This window comes from Streptomyces sp. NPDC001270 (assembly GCF_042896695.1).
Lineage (GTDB): Bacteria > Actinomycetota > Actinomycetes > Streptomycetales > Streptomycetaceae > Streptomyces.
On sequence record NZ_JBIAXM010000012.1, the window covers coordinates 252,753 to 271,647 of the forward strand.

Annotated in this window: 18 protein-coding genes and 1 pseudogene; 13 read left to right on the forward strand and 6 right to left on the reverse strand. The window is 69.6% G+C overall.

The annotated features are described in order from the left end of the window. Positions 1-33 precede the first annotated feature (33 nt). Positions 34-1,299, reverse strand: coding sequence for an amidohydrolase (locus ACFY2B_RS22110; RefSeq protein ID WP_390764781.1), 1,266 nt, complete (start codon positions 1,297-1,299; stop codon positions 34-36). A gap of 122 nt (positions 1,300-1,421) precedes the next feature. Here ACFY2B_RS22110 and ACFY2B_RS22115 point away from each other — a divergent pair, with 122 nt between their 5' ends. From ACFY2B_RS22115 to ACFY2B_RS22125, 3 genes are all read left to right on the forward strand, one after another. Continuing rightward, on the forward strand, positions 1,422-2,270 hold the full coding sequence (locus ACFY2B_RS22115) for a Scr1 family TA system antitoxin-like transcriptional regulator (RefSeq protein ID WP_390764782.1): 849 nt from the start codon (positions 1,422-1,424) through the stop codon (positions 2,268-2,270). After that, positions 2,248-2,421 carry a DUF397 domain-containing protein gene (locus ACFY2B_RS22120; RefSeq protein ID WP_390764783.1) on the forward strand — a complete coding sequence of 58 codons (174 nt, stop codon included), beginning with the start codon at positions 2,248-2,250 and terminating at the stop codon, positions 2,419-2,421. The genes ACFY2B_RS22115 and ACFY2B_RS22120 overlap by 23 nt, the downstream gene beginning before the upstream one ends. Before the next feature lie 272 nt (positions 2,422-2,693). Further along, positions 2,694-3,410, forward strand: a complete 717-nt coding sequence (locus tag ACFY2B_RS22125) for a DUF4232 domain-containing protein (protein WP_390764784.1) — start codon at positions 2,694-2,696, stop codon at positions 3,408-3,410. A 14-nt stretch (positions 3,411-3,424) separates the two neighbouring features. On the opposite strand, the gene ACFY2B_RS22130 is transcribed toward ACFY2B_RS22125, so the two are convergent. Further along, entirely contained in the window at positions 3,425-3,631 is a 207-nt protein-coding gene (locus ACFY2B_RS22130; protein ID WP_390764785.1) for a hypothetical protein, read from the reverse strand. Between the two features lie 110 nt (positions 3,632-3,741). Between ACFY2B_RS22130 and ACFY2B_RS22135 the strand changes: the two genes are divergently transcribed. Next, positions 3,742-5,085 carry a tetratricopeptide repeat protein gene (locus ACFY2B_RS22135; RefSeq protein ID WP_390764786.1) on the forward strand — a complete coding sequence of 448 codons (1,344 nt, stop codon included), beginning with the start codon at positions 3,742-3,744 and terminating at the stop codon, positions 5,083-5,085. 21 nt (positions 5,086-5,106) lie between these two features. Here the strand turns inward: ACFY2B_RS22135 and ACFY2B_RS22140 are convergent, their stop codons facing one another. The 3 genes from ACFY2B_RS22140 to ACFY2B_RS22150 form a co-directional block, all read right to left on the reverse strand. Continuing rightward, the gene (locus ACFY2B_RS22140; RefSeq protein WP_390764787.1) at positions 5,107-5,910 is read right to left on the reverse strand and encodes a hypothetical protein; all 804 of its coding nucleotides are present in this window, start codon (positions 5,908-5,910) and stop codon (positions 5,107-5,109) included. 1,062 nt (positions 5,911-6,972) lie between these two features. Beyond that, a complete protein-coding gene (locus ACFY2B_RS22145; RefSeq protein ID WP_376525545.1) occupies positions 6,973-7,314 on the reverse strand; it encodes a transposase in 342 nt (113 codons plus the stop codon). A gap of 266 nt (positions 7,315-7,580) precedes the next feature. Continuing rightward, positions 7,581-8,927: a transcriptional regulator gene (locus ACFY2B_RS22150; protein ID WP_390764788.1), complete on the reverse strand. Its 1,347-nt coding sequence runs from the start codon at positions 8,925-8,927 to the stop codon at positions 7,581-7,583. Positions 8,928-9,105: 178 nt separating this feature from the next. Between ACFY2B_RS22150 and ACFY2B_RS22155 the strand changes: the two genes are divergently transcribed. From ACFY2B_RS22155 to ACFY2B_RS22190, 8 genes are all read left to right on the forward strand, one after another. Continuing rightward, positions 9,106-9,732, forward strand: coding sequence for an ATP-binding protein (locus ACFY2B_RS22155; protein ID WP_390764789.1), 627 nt, complete (start codon positions 9,106-9,108; stop codon positions 9,730-9,732). Between the two features lie 308 nt (positions 9,733-10,040). Continuing rightward, positions 10,041-11,135: a radical SAM protein gene (locus ACFY2B_RS22160; RefSeq protein WP_390764790.1), complete on the forward strand. Its 1,095-nt coding sequence runs from the start codon at positions 10,041-10,043 to the stop codon at positions 11,133-11,135. Positions 11,136-11,156: 21 nt separating this feature from the next. Continuing rightward, the gene (locus ACFY2B_RS22165; protein ID WP_390764791.1) at positions 11,157-11,702 is read left to right on the forward strand and encodes a class IV adenylate cyclase; all 546 of its coding nucleotides are present in this window, start codon (positions 11,157-11,159) and stop codon (positions 11,700-11,702) included. Between the two features lie 508 nt (positions 11,703-12,210). Next, complete coding sequence (gene thrS / locus ACFY2B_RS22170; RefSeq protein ID WP_390764792.1) at positions 12,211-13,542, forward strand: threonine--tRNA ligase; 1,332 nt, start codon at positions 12,211-12,213, stop codon at positions 13,540-13,542. A gap of 218 nt (positions 13,543-13,760) precedes the next feature. Then, a complete protein-coding gene (locus tag ACFY2B_RS22175) occupies positions 13,761-14,747 on the forward strand; it encodes a nucleoside hydrolase (protein WP_390764793.1) in 987 nt (328 codons plus the stop codon). A gap of 291 nt (positions 14,748-15,038) precedes the next feature. Then, positions 15,039-16,691 (forward strand): glycoside hydrolase family 13 protein, encoded by a 1,653-nt coding sequence (locus ACFY2B_RS22180; RefSeq protein ID WP_390764794.1) that lies wholly within the window; start codon positions 15,039-15,041, stop codon positions 16,689-16,691. A 100-nt stretch (positions 16,692-16,791) separates the two neighbouring features. Further along, complete coding sequence (locus tag ACFY2B_RS22185; protein ID WP_390764795.1) at positions 16,792-17,478, forward strand: DUF6445 family protein; 687 nt, start codon at positions 16,792-16,794, stop codon at positions 17,476-17,478. A 291-nt stretch (positions 17,479-17,769) separates the two neighbouring features. Next, a complete protein-coding gene (locus ACFY2B_RS22190) occupies positions 17,770-17,943 on the forward strand; it encodes a hypothetical protein (RefSeq protein ID WP_390764808.1) in 174 nt (57 codons plus the stop codon). A 103-nt stretch (positions 17,944-18,046) separates the two neighbouring features. Here the strand turns inward: ACFY2B_RS22190 and tnpA are convergent, their stop codons facing one another. Beyond that, the gene (gene tnpA / locus ACFY2B_RS22195; protein ID WP_390764796.1) at positions 18,047-18,475 is read right to left on the reverse strand and encodes an IS200/IS605 family transposase; all 429 of its coding nucleotides are present in this window, start codon (positions 18,473-18,475) and stop codon (positions 18,047-18,049) included. A 23-nt stretch (positions 18,476-18,498) separates the two neighbouring features. Here tnpA and ACFY2B_RS22200 point away from each other — a divergent pair. Further along, a pseudogene (locus tag ACFY2B_RS22200) lies at positions 18,499-18,895 on the forward strand (RNA-guided endonuclease TnpB family protein); the annotation flags it as partial.

The following is an 18,895-nucleotide window of genomic DNA, read 5'->3' on the forward strand; positions in this document are numbered from 1 at the left end:
CGAATGTGAGAAGACTAGGTGGCGAAGCCTAAGTCATGCCACCGACAAAAACGCCAGCGCCCCCGACACCAGGGTCTGCACCCCGGGAGCGACCGTGGACAGGTCGGGCGCGAACCGCGGACTGTGGTTGCTCGGCACCGCCTGGAACTTCTCCGCGAAGTCCACGCCGGGCGCCTGCGCCCACACCTCGGCCGGGGTGGTGGTCACGAACCAGTACGCGTACGGGATCGAGCCGACCGCGAGCCGCCCGAAGTCCTCGCTGCCCATCGCCGGACCGGTGTCGACCACCTTCGTCGGCCCGAACACCTCACCGTGCACGGCGGCGACCAGCCGGTCGGTGTCCACGTCGTTGACCGTGGCGGGGAAGTGGTCCCCCAGGGTCACCTCCGGCTCGCGCGGGCAGCCGGCCGCCCGGCACTCCCCGTCCGCGATGCGCCGGATCGCGGCCAGCATCCGCTGCCGTACCTCCTCCGACTGCGTCCGCAGGTTCAGGGCGATGCGCGCCTCGGACGGGATGATGTTGTGCCGGGTGCCCGCCTCTATGCGGCCGACGGTCAGTACGGCCGGTTCGCCCGCGGCGATCTCCCGGGAGACCACGGTCTGCAACCGGGTGACGAGATACGCGGCCGTCACCACCGGGTCGACCGTCGTCTCCGGCCGCGAGCCGTGTCCGCCGCGCCCGTGCACCACGATGTCGACGTCCGTGGCGGCCGACAGGACCAGCCCCGGCACGTGCGGGTACAGCCCCGCGATGCCGGGCGCCGCGTGCTGCCCCAGCAGGACGTCGGGCCGGGGGAAGCGCTCGTACAGCCCGTCGGCCACCATCCGGTCGGCGCCCTGCCCGTTCTCCTCGGCGGGCTGCCCGACCGCCACCACCGTCCCCGCCCACGTCTCCCGCCCGGCGGCCAGCGCGGCGGCGGCCCCGGCCAGCCAGGTGACGTGCAGATCGTGCCCGCAGGCGTGCATCACGCCGTCGTGCCGGGACGCGTACGGCAGCCCGGTCTCCTCCTGGACGGGCAGCGCGTCCAGGTCCGCCCGCAGCAGCACGGTCGGCCCCTCCCCGTTGCGCAGCACCCCGACCACCCCGGTGCCGCCGACCCCCTCGGCCGTCTCGAACCCGGCCGCCCGCAGCCGCCCGGCCAGCTTCCTGGCGGTCCGGCGCTCCCCCAGGGACAGCTCGGGGTGCCGGTGCAGGTCCTGGTAGAAGTCCTCCAGGGCGGGGACGGGGAGGTCGGCGGTGAGGTCGCGGGTGAGCCGGGCGGCAGGGGAGGGCCCGGGAGCGCTCGCAGCGGCGGTCATGCAAGCAGCGTAGGCATTTTCCCCGTTCACGCCACTGGAGCGCAGTCGGGTGACTACTCTGGGCAACCGATCGGACACAAGGACGTGACGACGCGCGGCGTCGGCTTGGAGGTGTCTCCAGCATGGTGCATATCCGTCAACTCGACCCCGGCGCCTCGCCGTTGGACTACTTCGGCTACGAGCTGCGCAGAAAACGCGAGGAAGCGGGGCTCACACAGAAGGAGCTGGGCGGGGCCATCTTCTGCACCGGCTCACTGGTCGGCCAGATCGAGACCACACTGAAGGTACCGACGCGGGAGTTCGCCGAACGGGTCGACGCGGCCCTGATGACGGACGGGTCCTTCTCGCGGTTGGTGGGGCTGGTACTGCGCAGCCAACTGCCGCACTGGTTCCAGCCGTACGCGGAGATGGAGGCGAAGGCGGCGTATATCTCGACGTACCAGGCGCAGATGGTCTATGGCCTTCTACAGACCGAGGCGTACGCCCGCGCAGTTCTCGCGACAGGTGTGCCGGACAAGCTCGATGAGCTACTTGCCGCGAGGATGGAACGGCAGCGCATCCTGGAGTGCGAACAGCCACCCCTGACCTGGGTGATCCTGGACGAAGCGACGCTTCACAGGCCCATCGGAAGCCGTCAGATCATGCGCGAGCAACTCGCTCACCTGTTGACCTTCCTCGACCGCAAATGGGTGCGCATCCAGGTGTTGCCATTTGACGTCGGCGAACACGTGAGCCTCATCGGCTCGTTCAACGCGCTGCGCTTTGATGACCACCCGGACGTTGTGTACACCGAGGACCTGATCTCGGGGCACATGACGCCCAATCCAAGCACTGTCAGGGAAGCCGCACTCCGTTACTCTCACTTGCAGGCGTCCGCTCTCTCCGTGGAGGATTCGGCGGCACTGATCACCCGCGTGATGGAGGAACGCTATGCGGATACACCAGGACTTGACGAACGCGCGGTGGCGTAAGTCGTCGTACAGCGGCAACACCGGCGGCGATTGCGTAGAGGTCGCCGATCTCCCCGCCCACGTCGCCGTTCGTGACTCCAAGAACCCCGGGGCGGGGTCGTTCGCCGTCGCGGCGGACGTCTGGACCGCGTTTCTGCGCGATCTCAAGTGATCTTGCGCTCCACCGTCTGAACACGGTGGACAGGACGGTGGACAGGAAGGGGCACGGCCGTCGGGCCGTGCCCCTTTGTCACATATACACTCCCCTTCGTCCTGCGGTTCGCCGGAGTTGTGTCACGGGCGCGTGACAGGAGTGTCATGGGCGGGCCACTGCCCGAACTCGTGGCCGGGCGCCGACATCACAACGGTCGTCAACACGCGGCACCGAGCAACCGGCACCCCGCACCCGGCACCGCGCAAACGTCACCATGGAGGAAACCGATCATGAACCGTCGCCTGCGTACCGCCCTTGCCGCTTCCGCCGTGCTCAGCGCGGGCCTGCTGATGACAGCGTGCCAGGGCAGCGCCACCGGCTCGGCGTCGGCCGACGCGTCCAGCACCACCGCGGGCTCCTCGACGGCGGCCGACCAGAAGGACTCGACGGGTGCGCCCACCGAGAGCAAGAGCGGGGAGACCAACAGCGGGAACAGCGGTTCCGGCGCTTCGGACTCGTCCGGCAGCGGCACCGCGGGCAGCGGCTCCTCGGACGCTTCCGGTACGGGCAGCAGCGGCACCGCCGGGGACAAGAGCGGCTACGGGCAGCAGTGCGGTACCAACGACATCTCCTGGAGCGCGACCAGCGAGACCCAGGCCGGCGGCTACTTCCTGATCAAGGCCGTGGCCAAGTCCGGTATCACCTGCGTCATCCCGGCCCAGTTGCCGGTCGTGGCCTTCGGCTCGGGCGGCACGGAGGCCGCGAACGCCGAGCAGTCCGCGGGCCAGCCGATCACGCTGAAGGCAGGGGTCGCCGCCTACGCCGCCGTGAACCCGAAGACCACCAACAACAACGACGGCGTGGAGTACCAGGACCTCATCGTCAGCGTCGCGCAGAACGACCCGAACCCGGTGTCCCTGAAGGTCGGCTCCTTCGTCGAGGACAAGCCGGTCGTCAGCAGCTGGCACACGTCCCCCACCGAGGCCGCCGCCATCTTCACCAACTGACGCGGGCGAAGCGCCTAGCGCGCCGCGCCTTGGACGACCGCACGGGACGGGGCGTCCGAGGCGGCCCGCGCCGGGCCGACGTTCGCCACCGTGATCAGGACGCCCGCCGCCAGCAGGGCGGCGGCCAGGCCCCGGGCGGTGGCGGTTCTCCAGAACGAACGGAGCCGGAGGTGGGGGAATGCGGTGGGGCGTCCGTAACGCGCGGATGAACGTCCGAGCACGGCTACCTCGCAACAACAGCGACCTATTAAGCATGCTTAATCCGCCGTTTAACCTAGGGGCTGTCGGAGCCTGACGGCAAGGGTGCCCGGGGAGTTGGGGGAACGGCGGAATGCTGGAACGAGACGACCCGGAGACCGTAGGACGACGCGTGCAGCGGCTGCGCACCGCGCGCGGCCTGACCCAGCGGCAGCTGGCCGAGCCCGCCTACACGCCCGCCTACATCTCCACACTGGAAGCGGGGCGGGTGCGCGCCTCGGACGAGGCGTTGCGGCACATCGCCGGGCGGCTCGGCGTCGCCTTCGAGGAACTGGCCGCCGGGCGCCCCGCGCACCTCGCGACCGACCTGCGGCTGCGGCTCACCGGGGCGCAGCGCACCCTGGCCACCGGGGCGGCCGAGGAAGCCGCCGGCCGGTACGGCGCGCTGCTCACCGAGGCCGAGACGTACGGCCTGGTCGACGAGCAGGCCACCGCGCTGCTCGGGCTCGGCGAGTGCGCCCTGGACACCGGTGACCTGACCGAGGCGCGCGAGTACTTCGAGCGGGCCGAGAGCCGCCGGGCCGGTGAGCCGCTGCCGGTGCGGGTGCCTGCCGTGCGCGGGCGAGCCGTCGCGCACTACCTGGCCGGTGAACTCCGGTACGCCGTCTACCTGCTGGAATCCGCCCTGGACGAGCTGAACCGGGGCGGGTTGCACGATCCCGACGCCCTGCTGCTGCTCTACGCCAGCGTCATCGGGCCCTACATGGACATGGGCGCCCACGCCCGCGCCGCCCAGGCCGCCGAGTTCGCCCTCGCCCTCGCGCCGCAGGTCGCCGACCCCGCGCTCATCGCCCGGATGCACCGTTCGGTCGCCCGTACCCTGCTCGCCGAGGGCCGGGTAGCCGAGGCCGACGCCTCACTGGCCAAGGCCGCCGAACTGTACCGCCAGCTCCAGATCCGTACCGAACTCGCCAACTGCCACTGGATGCGCGGCTACGTCTACGCCCAGGACGGCGAACTGGAGCGCGCCGAGGGCGAGTTGCGGCAGGCGCTGGCGATGCTGTCCGCCAAGCGCGCCGCCCTCTACAGCAGCCAGGCCGCCGTCGAACTCGCCGACGTGCTGCACCGGCGCGGCAAGTCGGAGGAGGCGGCCGAGCTGCTGCATGAGGTGCTGGGCGACCTCTCCTCGGAGCGCGGCGCCGTCCACTCGGCCGCCGCGCACCGGCTGCTCGGCATCATCGCCGAGGACGCCCGGGACACGGAGACCGCCGAGGAACACTACGTACGCGCGCTGAGCCTGCTGGAGCGGGCCGGCGCCGCCGGTGACCTCGCCGACCTGTGCCGCCTCCTCGGTGACCTGCTGCGCCGCACCGGACGGGTGGAGGCCGCGCTGGACGCCTACCGCACCGGACTCGGCCACCGTACGGCCCCGGGCACCACCACCCTCGGACCCGCCCCGGCGCAGCCGCCGCTGTGAGCAGTGCGCGGCGGCCCGGTGTCAGGCTTGCAGCCGCCCGTCCTTCCGCACCTGGGTGAGCCGCTGGGCGCCGAGTTCCAGGGCCTGGCTGGTGGCGTCCGCCGACACGTCGCCGAGGGAGCCGTTGGAGAGGACGATCGTGTCCTCGCCGACCCGTACGGCGGCCACGTCCAGGGTGAGGGTGGTGGACTCGGCGTCCTCGGACTCGTCCTCCGACTCGGAGTCCGTCGCGGCTTCGCCGGTCAGGGTGATCCGCAGACCCTGCCGGGCGTCGCCGACCTGCGGCAGGTCGATCGCCGAGACCTGGACGTCCTGCGACCCCGCCGCCGTGGTGGAGGCGGTGAACTCGCCGCAGGTCTCCGGCAGCCCGTTCAGCCAGGACAGGGTGCGCTCCACGTCGGCCGGGCCGCGGCTGGCGACCTGGTAGCGCAGTTGCGCCCCCTCGTCCCCGTCGTCGAGCGCGGTCACCGCGTGCATTCCGGTCGCGTCGCCCAACAGTTCGTCGGTGTACAGCGCTTCCAGCAGGCGTTGGCAGTCGGGCTCGTCGGTCTCCGCCTTCAGCATCCCGTCCCGCCAGGTCGCGGCGCCCTGCGTCTGCATCCATGGCACGCCCAGGTCCGCCACGGTGATCAGCGCGGCCTGTGCCTGGGCGGCGGTGAGGGCGGACGTCCCGGTCGGGGCGGGCGGCTCGGCCGGGGGCCGCGTGGACGCGGGGGCCGCAGCCCGGCCGGATTCCCCGGTGAGACACCCGGAGGCGGTGAGCAGCACGGCGACGGTGAGGGCGAGACCTGAGGCGGCGCGGAGGCGGGCCGGGGGCAGGGACATCGCGGGCTCCTGGGGCTGCCGGGTTCGGGTGCGAGTCCGAGTTCCGACTTCCGCCGTCGCTCGACCTCGTCCGATCCTTTGATCGTTTTCCCCAAGGGATCACCTGCCGGGCCCTGCCACCAGCCCGGCGGGCCGTCCGGGTGAGCCGCATCCCGCTCACGGCGAGGCATGAGGGGGATGCGGCTCGCTGCGCTCACCGCCGGGCACCCGGTCCGCATGGTGGGCCGGAGTCGGTTTCTGCTGTGCTTCAGTCACCCCGAGGGTTGTCTCCATCTGGCAGGCGAGGAGATTCAGGGTCGGCTTGTGACGGCCTTGACGCGGGGCTTCCGGCTCAACGGCCCCGGCCGCGGGCTTTGGGCTCGGGAGCCGGGCTGGCAGACCGGCGGGGAGCCGACTGGCCGCCATCGGAGGCCGCCGGCTGTGTAGAACTGGAGGCAGCGGAGCCCGGGTTCATCCAGGCGTACTTGCGCCCGCGCGAACCCAGCAGGGCATTCGCGGTTTGATTCGCAGCCGCTACGTCCACGGGAGGTTCCGGCCGAGTACGCAGCGTTTGGGAAATTTTTTGGTTTCGCGCCTGCCTCTCCTCTGCTTTTACCCCCGCCCAATAAGTACGCAGCCCATCGGAGTGTTTCTGGACTCGCGCCTGCTGCTCCTCCTGCGACAATGAGCCCCAGCGCGCACGGGCTCTTTCGGACTGTTGCCGGTTTTGCTCCTGCCTCTGCTCTGACGTCAGCGTCCCCAGCCAAGCACGGTAACTTTCGCCTAGTCGCTGGGTTCGCGCCTCCTGCTCCTCTTGCGACAGCCCCTCCCACCAAGCACTGGACGTCTTTGACCGCTTATTACGGGGCGGCGAAGTAGGGCCGTCGGTAGCCTTACCGTCAGGAAGTCGGCGCCGTTTCTCCGGCTGCTTCGCCGAGTCTGAAGGTTCGGGCGTTGATGGAGCCATAAAAAACCACCTCATTCAAGGACTGAGCCGGGCACCGGCACCCCGAGCCGGCCACCACTACTACGACCTTCCTGCCCCCCGCGGTTCACATCAATTCGACACACTTCCCCCGTTCTTCAAGGGGGCACCGTCGCGGTGGCCCGCACCGACTGCGCGTCGATGATCCCCGCCGTGGGCTCGGCCTCACGTCCCTCATACTCACGGACCTTCCCGCGCAGCCGGTCGTGGAACTCGGCGGTCAGCCCGTGCTCGCGCCAGCGCCGGAAGAAGGCGTAAACCCGGCCCCAGCCGGAGAAGTCCACAGGCAGCGCCCGCCACGAGATCCCGCCCGCGACCAGGTAACGGATCGCATCCAGCAGTTGCCGATGACAGTAGCCCCCGAGCCGTCCGCCCCGCCCCTGAAGCCAGGCCGGCACCGGCAACAACGGCCGCACGGCCGTCCACTCCGCGTCCGTCATGTTCGACGGATACCGGCGCACCTGATCGGGATGATCGGCCGCGTTGCCGTACACGTGCGCGAGACAATCGCACGACACGACGGGCGAGTTGAAGTCAACGGCCCCGGACGCCTATAACAACAACAGGGCCTCCAGGAACTGCTCGGAATGGGATCGTACCCCCGAGCTACCAGGAGGCCCTGGCTTCATATGCGTACCGACGGAAGATCACCCGACCAGGAACTCCGTTCGACCTGCATGTTCCAAGATCGGTTGAGATACGCCTTCTAAGCGGCCAGAGCAGCGATCCGCTCGGAGACTTCCCGAACCTTCGGTTGACTTTTGACCGGGCGGAAGGCTCGACGGACGTCTTCCAGGCGTTCTACTCCGCGACGTGAGTGAATGCCTTCTTCGATGAGGCCGGCGGCCTTGTGGGTGGCGTCGAGTGCGCCGTCCAGGTCGCCAGCCTGCTGATAGGCCAACGCCAAGGTCCCGTAGCGGACCGCCTTATCCCGTGGTGCGGCCTCGGCGACCGAGCGTTCCAGCGCCGCAGTGGCCTTTTCTGCCTGCCCTGTGGTGAGGAGGAAGCGGCCTTCCGTGGAACGGAGTTGCGCCTCTCCGAACCAAGCCAGGTAAGAAGGGGTGTCTGCGGCATCGACTTGACCAAGGGCGTCAAAGGCTCGGTTGAGCGCCGCGGCGGCCTTCCGTTTGTCGCCAGCCTTGTTGTAGACGGTGGTCTGGTGGGCGGCGAGCGAGGCCCGCATGATGGCGGGAACCCGGCCCCGGACGGCTTCTGCGGAGTCCATCAGTCCGACGGCGGCGAGCTGTTCGCGGTGATTGGCTGCTTGGGTGGCCATGAAGCACAGGGTGTGCGCCCCAAGCGTGTCATCACCGGCGGTCTTGGCTGAGCGGAGAGCCGCGCTGTAGTGCTGCTGAGCAGCACTGTGAAGGCTGGCGTCGTAGCTCATCCACCCCAGGAGACAGCACACTTCGGAAGCGAGCGCGTAGAGCTTTTTCGCGGTCTCCTCCGTGTAGCGGCCGTTCTGCAACATGTGCATGATCAACCGCAAATCCGTCCGAGCGGACTCCAGGAACGCGCTGCCGCCGGTCACCTGCTCCATGCTGCGCAGGGACTCCACCCTGCCGCGCATGTGATCTACGGTGGCGGAGCTGACCCTGTCGCCGATCGCGGCTGCGGCGATAGCCGGATCAGTCGTCGCCCACTGGGTACCGAGACTGACGAGTGCCATGCCGCCGATACCGAGAAAAGCCCTCCGGTCCATAGGTTCACTCCCAGCAAGTGAGGTCAGGGACTTCAGCGTAGCCTCCTGCGTCCAAGGCGCAGCAAGGTCGAAGGCGTTGTCCCCTGCGAGCAGCCAGCGCGGCCAAGGCGCTGACCTGCGCGCGGCATCGGAGAATCGAAGTACCCGTCCGATGACCATCTGGGTGATGTCGTCAGGCGTGTGGTCGCCGCGTTCCCACTTGAACACCGTCGAGCGAGTGGTTCCCAGGTTGTATCCCAGGGCCCGACCTTCAAGACGGATCAGCTGAGCGAACTTGGTCTTGCCCAGGCCGGCCTCGACCCGCGCGTAGGACAGGGGATGGAGAAACAGCTCAGTCGAGTGCCCGGTCATCAGGTCCTCCCGTCGGCCTGGGTGCATATTCAACATACCGCTGGGGACGCTCTCCCAAGGGTGAGCTGAGCACCTTTGAAACCCCCTGAAACCTTACGAGTTGAGCTGTCGCAGGTGGAGGTTCTTGTCCTGTCCGGAGTCCCCGGACAGTGACGGACAAGGGAAGCGGCGATCCACCATGCTCGGACGACTCTCCTCACCGAGGTCATACGGATTCCAGGTGACGCCCACCAGCAGGTCGGTCACCGAAGCCCGGCGACGAATCGCGGAACGGATACGTCTCTGGCGTACAGGGATGACCTCTGACCAGGTCGAAGAGCTTTTGCTGCTGAGCAGCGAAGTGATCACCAACGCCGTCACCCATACGGGCGCGACGTGCACCGTATGCGTGCGTTGGACGGGCACGAAGGTGAGGGTCGAAGTGGCTGACACCGACCCGCAGTTCCCGCACGTCGTCAGCCCTGCCCCGATGGCGGAAAGCGGGAGGGGCTTGTGGCTCGTCGCCGAGTTGGCGACTGCCTGGGGAAAGAAGCGGGGTCCGACGGGGAAAGTGGTCTGGTTTGAGATCGCGGTCGTGACTTCACCGACTGGTGCGGCACCTGTTGCCGCCGTTGCTCAAGCACTCGGGCCCTGCGCGAAGCCCGCTCGACACGACGATCCGATGCGCCAGCCGGGGCATCCCATGCCAGGCGATGGAGTGACGGACACCCGTCTTAACCGAGTACGAGAAGGAGGGAACCGATGTGAAAGTGCTGTCGCCCACCAGGAGGCACGCCGGAATGCAAGGCGCATCCCGCCGTGGTGACGTGGTTTTCCGCTGTCTGGGATGGATGCGGGCGCTCGGTACAGGCACCGTGTTGATCTTGCTTCTCCAGGTCGCGCACAGTGACCTCGACAGGCACTTGACGGCAGGGACCACAACGGCTCAAACGCTGCCCGATGAGGCTGTCCTTCGGACCTGACTTCGCCCGCATCGTTCCTGCCCAGGAGGCGTCCCTTCTACGTAGGGGCTATGCCGCACTTCCCGGAGCCTGCCAGCTCTCAGGCCGTGGCTCCGGGGCACCAAGAGACCTCTTCACTCTCGCCCTCCAACGACGAAGGATGCAGAGAAACGTGATTGACCATCCCGCTTTAAGGAACGTCGGCAGGGAAGTTCCCGTCCGCGTCACGATGGACCGAACCCTCCGCGTCAAGGTCATCGATGCCTGCGGCATGACGTGCACTTTCTGCCACAACGAAGGAACGCCGGTCAGCGCGGACAACCACATGGACCATGTGGGAGAGTTCGGATTAGCAGGCCGCTCCGGACGGGTCTCGATCTACCTCGCCACCAACGGTGCTCGTTTCATCACCGCGCCCGTGTTCCCGGATCACACGTTTCGTGCCGCGCTCACACAGCTCCGCGAAGCGCTGGACTTCGACGAGGTCCACCTGACCGGCGGCGAGCCAACGCTCCATCCTCGCCTCGCCCAGATCGTGGCCCTCTCCCGATCCGTCGGCTACAAGGTCAGCGTCACGTCGAACGGGGAGAATGGCGCGCGCATCCTCCCCGATTGTGCTGCGGCCGGACTGGACCACGTGAACTTCTCCATCTTCGGAACTACGGCCGAAGAACTCGCCCAGGTCCAGAACTTCCGCAACCGCTCGCACTCTTTGGCAGGGCGCAAGATTGATGCGCTGGAGAAATCAATCAGCCTGTTGCTCGACCTGGGACTTGGCGCGCGGGCGAACGTCGTCATCCCGAACCGGCACCACGTCCAGCGCGTGCACCGGCTGTTGGAGAAGTACTCACCGCAGCTCTCGGTCCGCGTCCTGTCCTCTCTCGCCGACGGGCAGGAGTCGCTGGACGCCATCGACCTCCTTCTGGAGGAACTGCAAGCCCGGCCGACCGAGGTGAGGCTGATCGCTGGCACGTCGGGATTCAGAATCGGTTACCAACTCCCCAACACACGCACGCTGTTCGTGAAGCACATACGATCGCTGCGGCTACCAGAGACGTGTGTCGGCTGCCGGTTTAACCAGGGCACTGATTGCCACGAGGGCTACTACGGCGTACGGCTCTACCGTGACCCTCGTGGAGCGTTCCGCGTTGGCGTATGCATCCAGCGCATGGACCTGTGTCTGCCGCTTGAAGAGTTCATCACCAGCAACGTGTGCAGCGAGATCAGGAAGCTGCGCGAGCAGGACTACCACGACCTCACTGCATAGACCACGACCAGAGGGAGAGAGATGGCACAGCATGAGTACGAGGCCAAGTTCCTGGGCGTCGACGTGGATGCCCTGCGCGACCGTCTGAAGGGTGCCGGCGCGGAGCAGGTGTTCCCCAAGACCATGTTCACGCGCTTGATCTTCGAGAACGACGCCGTTCAAGGGCAGCAGTGGCTGCGGCTGCGTGACGAGGGAGGCAAGACCACTCTGACGCTGAAGCAGGTCACCGACGCCAGCCAGATCAACGGCACCACGGAAATCGAGGTCGAGGTCAACGACCTGGAGAAGACCGCCGAACTCCTCAAGGCCCTCGGCCTTCGCCAGATGCGCTACCAGCAGAACTACCGGGAAGAGTGGCAGCTCGACGGCGTCACTTATGACCTTGACACCTGGCCCGACCTGCCCACCTTCCTGGAAATCGAAGGCTCCTCCGAGCATGCGGTGCGCGCAGCGACAGCCGTGTTCGGCTTTGACTACACCGAAGCCCGCTTCGGCAGCATCGACCTGATCTACAAGAGCGAACTCGGCAGGGACATTCTCGCCGAGCCCACCCTCCTGTTCGCCTGAGCTTCCCCGCTCCTCCGCACCTCCAACAGTCCCACCGCTGGGGGCGTTCGCGTGTCTGACAATGCAGAGTCGGCCACCGTGCGTGCATGGCCGGCCCTGCGATGGCGAGCAGTGCTTCCCGGAAGAGTATGGCCCCGGGGACAGTAGCTGGGCGAGGCGGAGTGCTTTGGCACGTAGCCAGCGGACGGCGAGACGAACGGAGGGACCGGCCGCAGTACGTGGGTAGGAAGGGCGCCCGGCAACGGAGCCAGCGGACCCCGTGTGGACCACGAGCCCCGAGCGAGGCCGGAGGCCAGTAGGTCGTACCCGCTCCATCCCAGGTGGGACGGGCCCGGGATGGGACACCCGGGCCGCCGAGGCGCACGATCCGGAAAACCGCTCGCCCGCCCTCCGCCCCCCTTGCTACCGTCCCCGCCATGAAGCGCGCCCAGCCGCAGCCGTCGGCCACGACGACGCCGGAGTCCGTCCCGGCGCGCTGACACCTGATCTGTCCGAAGCCCCGGGGCGAGTGCCCCGGGGCTTCGTCGCGTGGTCACTCGCCCTCCGCCAAGAGGCCAAGAGCCAAAAAGCCGAAAGGCCGAAAGGCCGAAAGGCCAGGAGGCCAGAAGGCCAGGAGGAGACGACCATGCACGATCACCGCAGACTCGGCCGTGAGCTGGAGCTGTTCGACACCGATCCGCTGATGGGCGCGGGACTGCCGTACTGGCTGCCCGACGGCGCCGTCGTCCGGCACACCCTGGAGGAGTACGTCCGCGACGCCGAGCGCCGCGCCGGATACCGGCACGTGTACTCGCCCGTGCTCGGCAAGCGCGAGCTGTACGAGATCTCCGGTCACTGGGACCACTACCGCGACGACATGTACCCGCCCATGCGGCTCGGCGCGGAGGAGGTCGTGCTGCGTCCCAGCCTGTGCCCGCACCACGCCCTCGTCTACCGTTCCCGCTCCCACAGCTACCGCGAACTGCCCCTCCGTATCGCTGAGTTGGGCGTCATGTACCGGGCCGAACTGTCCGGCGTACTCGGCGGACTCACCCGCGTACGGGCCATCCACCTCAACGACGCCCATATCTTCTGCACCCTGGAGCAGGCCGCCGGAGAGGCCCGCGGCGCCCTCGAACTGATCGCCCGCGCCTACGCCGACCTCGGCATCAGCGCCGCCCGGCACCGGCTCTCGCTGCCCGGCGAGGGCGGCAAGTACGTGGCCGACCCGCGGCTGTGGCGCCGGGCCACCGCCCTGCTGCGGGACGTTCTCGCCGCGTCCGGCCTCGACTACGAGGAGGCGCCGGGCGAGGCCGCCTTCTACGGCCCGAAGATCGACGTCCAGGTCGTCGACCGCGCCGGCCGTGAGGCCACCCTCTCCACCGTCCAGATCGACTTCCACCAGCCCGCCCGTTTCGACCTGCACTACACCGGCGCCGACGGGGCCAGGCACCGGCCGGTGATGGTGCACCGCAGCATCATCGGCAGCGTGGAACGGGCCGTGGCCCACCTCGTCGAGGAGCACGGCGGGGCGCTCCCGGCGTGGCTGGCGCCGGTGCAGCTCGTCGTGCTGCCGGTCGCCGGGGAGCAGGAGGAGCCCGCCCGGGAACTGGTGGACAGGGCGCGGGCGCGTGGGCTGCGCGCCGAGTGCGCGGGACCCGAGCACGGCAGTCTCGGCGCCCGCGTCCGGGCGGCCCGCCTCGTCCCGTACCAGGCCGTGATCGGCGCGCGGGAGGCCGGCGGCGGGCTGGCGGCGCTGCGGCTGCGGGACGGGCGGCGGCCGGGGCCGCTGCCCGTCGACGACCTGCTGCACCGGGTCGCCGCCCGGGTCGGGGCCCGGGGGACCGTGCTGTGGGAGTGACGGACGGGGCGGGCGCGGCCGGTACCGGGAACGCCCGGGGCGCGTAGGGTCGGGAGGCGGGCCCACGGTTTCCCAGGCCACGGGCCCCAGGCAGCAGGCCCCAGGCGGTAGGCAGTAAGGGAAGCTGCGCGGCGAAGCAGCAGGGAAGCAGCAAGGGAAGCAGTAGGGAAGCGGCGCAGGCAGGCAGCGCTGTGAAACAGGAGCGGAGGAGCACCGCCGTGACCGACCGGAACATCCCCATCCCCGTGATCATCGACTGCGACACCGGGGTCGACGACGCCCTGGCCCTGCTGTTCGCCGTCCGCCACCCGGGTCTCGACCTGCGGGCGGTCACCTGTGTCGCCGGGAACACGGACGTGGACGGCGTGGTCCGCAACACCCTCACCGTGCTGGAGCGGGCGGGCGCCCCGGACATCCCGGTGGCGCGCGGCGCCGAACGCCCGCTGATCGAACCCGCACGCTCGGCCCGGCACGTGCACGGACAGGACGGCATGGGCGACCTCGGACTGCCCGCCCCGGCCCGCGGACCGGTCGACGTGGACGCGGTGACCCTGCTGCGCCGCGAGATCCTGGGCTCGCCCCGCCCGGTCACCCTGATCCCGACCGCGCCGCTGACCAACATCGCGCTGTTGCTGCGTACGCATCCGGAGGTCACCGGCAACATCGAGCGGATCGTGTTCATGGGCGGCGCGGCCGGCACCGGGAACGCCACGGCCGTCGCGGAGTTCAACGTCTGGCACGACCCGGAGGCGGCGGCGATCCTGCTCACCGCAGGGGTGCCGATCACCATGTACGGCCTCGACGTGTTCACCCGGGTGCTGGTCCCCGGCGCGGACATCCGGCGGCTGCGGGCGAGCACCGAACCGGGCGCCCGGCTGGCGGGCGAACTGCTGGCCCACCGTCCGGCCGGGGCCGTCCCGGGCGGCCCCGACGGCGACGAGCCGTCCGGCGGGCTCGGCGACGCGGGCGCGGTGTGCGCGGTCGCCGACCCGGACGGCCTCGGCACCCGCCGGCTGCCGGTGGAGGTCTCCCTCGCTCCCGGTCCCGCCCGCGGCCAGACGATCGTCGACCGCCGGATACGCCCCGGAGAGGCGGAGATCCACGGCGACATCCGTGAACCGGACCTGGTGGACGTTGCGTTGGACGTGGACGTCGAACGGTACGTGCGGCTGTACCTGGAGACGGTCGAAGGCACCGGGCACTAGCGTCACGTCCGGTCGAAGGCACCGGGCACCGGGCACCGAGCACCGGCGAGACGCTCACTGGGCACTGGCGTCCCTCCTGTTTCCGTGGCCTCTTCCCATGGGCGCACGACGTAGGAAGATCACCTTCCTCGGAGGCGGAGGGCGCGCTCCGCGCGCACGGTGCGCACGGTGCGCACCGGCGGCGGAAGGCCCGGCGCGAAGTTTCGCTTTCCGGACCATGTGGACAGATTTCCTGGTACCCGCGTACCCGTTTGCCCGCCGTCGACCGAGACCGCTCACAAGGGAGCTGGTGTGACCGACATTTCGTCCAGGAACCCCGACTGGTGGCGACAGGCCGTGATCTACCAGGTCTATCCCCGCAGTTTCGCCGACGCCGACGGTGACGGGCTCGGCGATCTGAAAGGCATCACCGGACGGCTGACCCACCTGAGCGCGCTCGGCGTGGACGCCCTGTGGCTCAGCCCCTTCTACCCCTCCGAACTCGCCGACGGCGGCTACGACGTCGCCGACTACCGGGACGTCGACTCGCGCCTGGGCACTCTGGACGACTTCGACGCCATGGTCGCCGAGGCCCACCGCCTGGGCCTGAAGGTGATCGTCGACATCGTCCCCAACCACACCTCGCACCAGCACCCCTGGTTCCAGGAGGCCCTGCGCGCGGGCCCCGGCTCGCCCGCCCGCGACCGCTACGTCTTCCGTCCCGGCCGCGGCGCGCACGGCGAACTCCCGCCCACCGACTGGCAGTCGGTGTTCGGCGGCAGCGCCTGGCGGCGGGTGGCCGACGGCGACTGGTACCTCCATCTCTTCGCCCCCGAGCAGCCCGACCTCGACTGGGGCGACGAGGAGGTCCGCGCCGACTTCCGCAGGACCCTGCGGTTCTGGTCCGACCGCGGCGTCGACGGCTTCCGTATCGACGTCGCCCACGCCCTGGCCAAGGACCTGACCGAGCCGCTGCGGGACATCGGCGACGTGGGCGCCACCGGGGAGGAGTCCCTGCACCGGGTGCCGCCCGGCTCGCACCCCTACTGGGACCGGGACGAGGTCCACGAGATCTACCGCGACTGGCGCAAGATCTTCGACGCCTACACCCCGCCGCGTACCGCCGTCGCCGAAGCCTGGGTGCCGGGCGCCCGCCGCGCCCTGTACGCCCGCGCCGACGAACTCGGCCAAGCCTTCAACTTCGAGTACCTGGAGGCGCGCTGGGACGCGGACGCGCTGCGCCGGCTCATCACCGACGAACTGGCCACGGCCCGCACCACGGGCGCCTCCGCCACCTGGGTCCTGTCCAACCACGACGTGATCCGGCACGCCTCCCGGCTGGTGCTGCCGCCCGGCACGGACCTCGACGCCTGGCTGCTGTCCGGCGGCCGTGCGCCCGCGGTGGACGAGGCGGCGGGCGTGCGCCGGGCACGGGCGGCGACCCTGCTCATGCTGGCGCTGCCCGGCTCCTCGTACCTCTACCAGGGTGAGGAACTGGGCCTGCCCGAGGCCGCCGACCTGCCGGAGGCGGTGCTCCAGGACCCGGTCTGGGAACAGACGGGCCATACCCGCAAGGGCCGCGACGGCTGCCGGGTGCCGCTGCCGTGGACGGTGTCGGGCCCCTCGTACGGCTTCGGTCCGGGCGCCGCCTGGCTGCCGCAGCCGGCCTCCTTCGGCGGGTACGCCGTGGAGGCCCAGGCCGGTACGGCGGGCTCCACGCTGGAGCTGTACCGGGCGGCCCTGCGGCTGCGCCGCAAGCTGCTGGAGGGCGAGACGCTGACCTGGGCGCCGGACGCCCCGCCCGGGATCCTGGACTTCGCCCGCGCGGAGGGCTGGCGGTGCGTCGTGAACCTGTCGGACGACCCGGTGCGGCTGCCGCCCGGGGAGGTCCTGCTGGGCAGCGGCCCGCTCGCGGAGAACGGCACCGTCCTGCCGCCGGACACCACGGCCTGGCTCGGTTCCTAGGGCGCTGCGGGCAAGTACCGGCAGCGCCCCCGGAGTTGGCAAAGAAGAGTTGACCTGTTCGCGGGAGAGTCGGGACTCGGGGCGGTTCTAGATTCGCCGCATGCCCCCACAGCCTCCGTCCCGGGTTCCCGGGGCGCTCCCGGTCCTGCCCTACCGCAAGCCCGCCCAGGGGCGGGACTACTGGGTGCTGGACGACGTCCTGCCCGGGATCGACGCCGTGCGCCGGCGCTGCCTGGGCCGGGACGACTGGGCCAAGGGCTATCCGTACACGGCGGAGACCTGGCCGGGGCTGCGGACCATGCCCGGTCTCGAACCCGCCGAACTCGCCCGCGTCGAGCGGCTGGTGAAGCGGGCGACGGGGGCCAGGGAGCTGTGGGTGCAGCGGGCGCCCGGCGGCGGCACGCTCAACCACAACTGCGTGCAGGTCGTCGGCGAGGGCGAGAGCGACCCGCGCCCGCACACCGACTCGCGTGCGCTGTGCCGGTACGCCGCCGTGCTCTACCTCAATCCCGCCGTGCCCCGGAACTGCGGGACGAGCTTCTTCCGGCAGTACCTGCCCGGCGGGCGGCTCGGCGGCAACGTCGTCCAGGCCCCGCACAACAACCTCGTCGAAGCCCTCGGCACGCGGTTCGTGGCGCCGGACGCCTTCACGGAGGACGTACGGGTCCCGCACCGGTACAACCGGCTGCTCCTGTACCGCGCCAACCTCGTGCACAGCGCCACCGGTTACTGGGGCGGCACGCTGGAGCAGAAGCGGATGACCGCGGTCTTCTTCTGGATGGCCTGACGCGTACCGGGGCCCGCGGGAGCGCCCGGAACGCGTCGCCGTCGTCCGCGTACCGGCGTCATCCGGACGGCGTAGCACCCGTGGTGCGGCGCGGTGCCGGGCGGGATCGTCGGAGACACGGGACGAGACGTGACGTGATGTGACGGCACGGACGGCCGGACCTGACGTGACGGTACGGACGGCCGGACCGCCCGGCAGGACACCCGGCAGCGGTCGGCCCGGCGGGACACCCGGCGGCGCCCGGCTCGGGCGGTCCGGCGCGGCCCGCGGGATCACCCACGGAGGCACGGCATGGCACAGCAGGCGCACTCGACCCCGCCGCCGAACAGCGGCTGGGTCACCGGCGGGATCGTCTTCGGGGGCGTCCTGATGCTGGTGAACGGCATCCTCGCCATCCTCCAGGGCATCTCGGCGATCTCTGCCGACGACGTGTGGGCCCGCATCGGCGACTACGTCTACCTTTGATCTTGCGCAGTGTTCCGCCCCTGCAGGGTGGAGGTGAAGCGCATCTCAGGTCCGCTCTGATCTCAGCGATGCGCATGGATCCGCACTGTTGAGGCCGGCCCGGTCATATGGGGCGCCGCTGGTTCTCGATGTACTGCTTCACCATGGTCAGCGGTGCCCCGCCGCAGCTTCCGGCGAAGTACGAGCCGGACCAGAAGTGGCCGCCCCACAGGAACCGGTGGACGTGGCTGGAGTACTCCTGGCGCAGGTACCGGGAGCTGACGCCCTTCAGTGAGTTGACCAGCTTGGAGAGCTGGACCTTGGGCGGGTAGTGCACCAGGAGATGCACGTGGTCGTCCTCGCCGTTGAACTGCTTCAGCTCGGCTTCGAAGTCGGTGCAGACCTCGCGCATGATCTCCTCGCAGCGCCTCAGCATCTCGTCGGTGAACGCTCCGCGCCTGTACTTCGTTACAAAAACCAAGTGAACATGAAGGTTGTAGACGACGTGACGACCAGTGCGTACATCGGGGTTCGGGGCCCATCGCGGTGACATAAACCAAATGGTACAGTGATCGCGTGAGCAGCGAACGCGCGTTGGAGAAGCGGCAGTTCGGGCACCGTGCCCGACTGGCGCTCGACCCTGCGCAGATCCAGCTCATAGAGGCCCAGGCGCACGCGGCCCGCACCATGTGGAACTGCCTGCACGCCTGGTGGACGATGCTCCCGAAGGACAAGCGCACCCTGGCCGCCGCCGACGCGGCGATACGCCAGGCCCGCAAAGAGGTCGGCTTCCTCACCGTCCTCCCCGCGCAGGCATCGCAGGCTGTCCTGAAGACGTACTTCCAGGCATGGAAGAACTGCTGGGACGGCCGCGCCGGCGAACCCGACTTCAAGGGCCGCTTCCGGTCGGTGATGTCCGTGGACATCCCGCAGGGCCGCGACCTCCAGATCACCCGCGTGCACCGCCGCTGGG

Bases quoted from the DNA above. Each gene is read 5' to 3' on its own strand.
- tnpA (WP_390764796.1), bottom strand. From the start codon at position 18,475: ATGTCACCGCGATGGGCCCCGAACCCCGATGTACGCACTGGTCGTCAC.
- ACFY2B_RS22185 (WP_390764795.1), top strand. From the start codon at position 16,792: ATGCCCCCACAGCCTCCGTCCCGGGTTCCCGGGGCGCTCCCGGTCCTG.
- ACFY2B_RS22140 (WP_390764787.1), bottom strand. From the start codon at position 5,910: ATGTCCCTGCCCCCGGCCCGCCTCCGCGCCGCCTCAGGTCTCGCCCTC.
- ACFY2B_RS22150 (WP_390764788.1), bottom strand. From the start codon at position 8,927: ATGACCGGGCACTCGACTGAGCTGTTTCTCCATCCCCTGTCCTACGCG.
- ACFY2B_RS22145 (WP_376525545.1), bottom strand. From the start codon at position 7,314: ATGACGGACGCGGAGTGGACGGCCGTGCGGCCGTTGTTGCCGGTGCCG.
- ACFY2B_RS22125 (WP_390764784.1), top strand. From the start codon at position 2,694: ATGAACCGTCGCCTGCGTACCGCCCTTGCCGCTTCCGCCGTGCTCAGC.
- ACFY2B_RS22155 (WP_390764789.1), top strand. From the start codon at position 9,106: ATGCTCGGACGACTCTCCTCACCGAGGTCATACGGATTCCAGGTGACG.
- ACFY2B_RS22115 (WP_390764782.1), top strand. From the start codon at position 1,422: ATGGTGCATATCCGTCAACTCGACCCCGGCGCCTCGCCGTTGGACTAC.
- ACFY2B_RS22135 (WP_390764786.1), top strand. From the start codon at position 3,742: ATGCTGGAACGAGACGACCCGGAGACCGTAGGACGACGCGTGCAGCGG.
- ACFY2B_RS22110 (WP_390764781.1), bottom strand. From the start codon at position 1,299: ATGACCGCCGCTGCGAGCGCTCCCGGGCCCTCCCCTGCCGCCCGGCTC.
- ACFY2B_RS22165 (WP_390764791.1), top strand. From the start codon at position 11,157: ATGGCACAGCATGAGTACGAGGCCAAGTTCCTGGGCGTCGACGTGGAT.
- ACFY2B_RS22190 (WP_390764808.1), top strand. From the start codon at position 17,770: ATGGCACAGCAGGCGCACTCGACCCCGCCGCCGAACAGCGGCTGGGTC.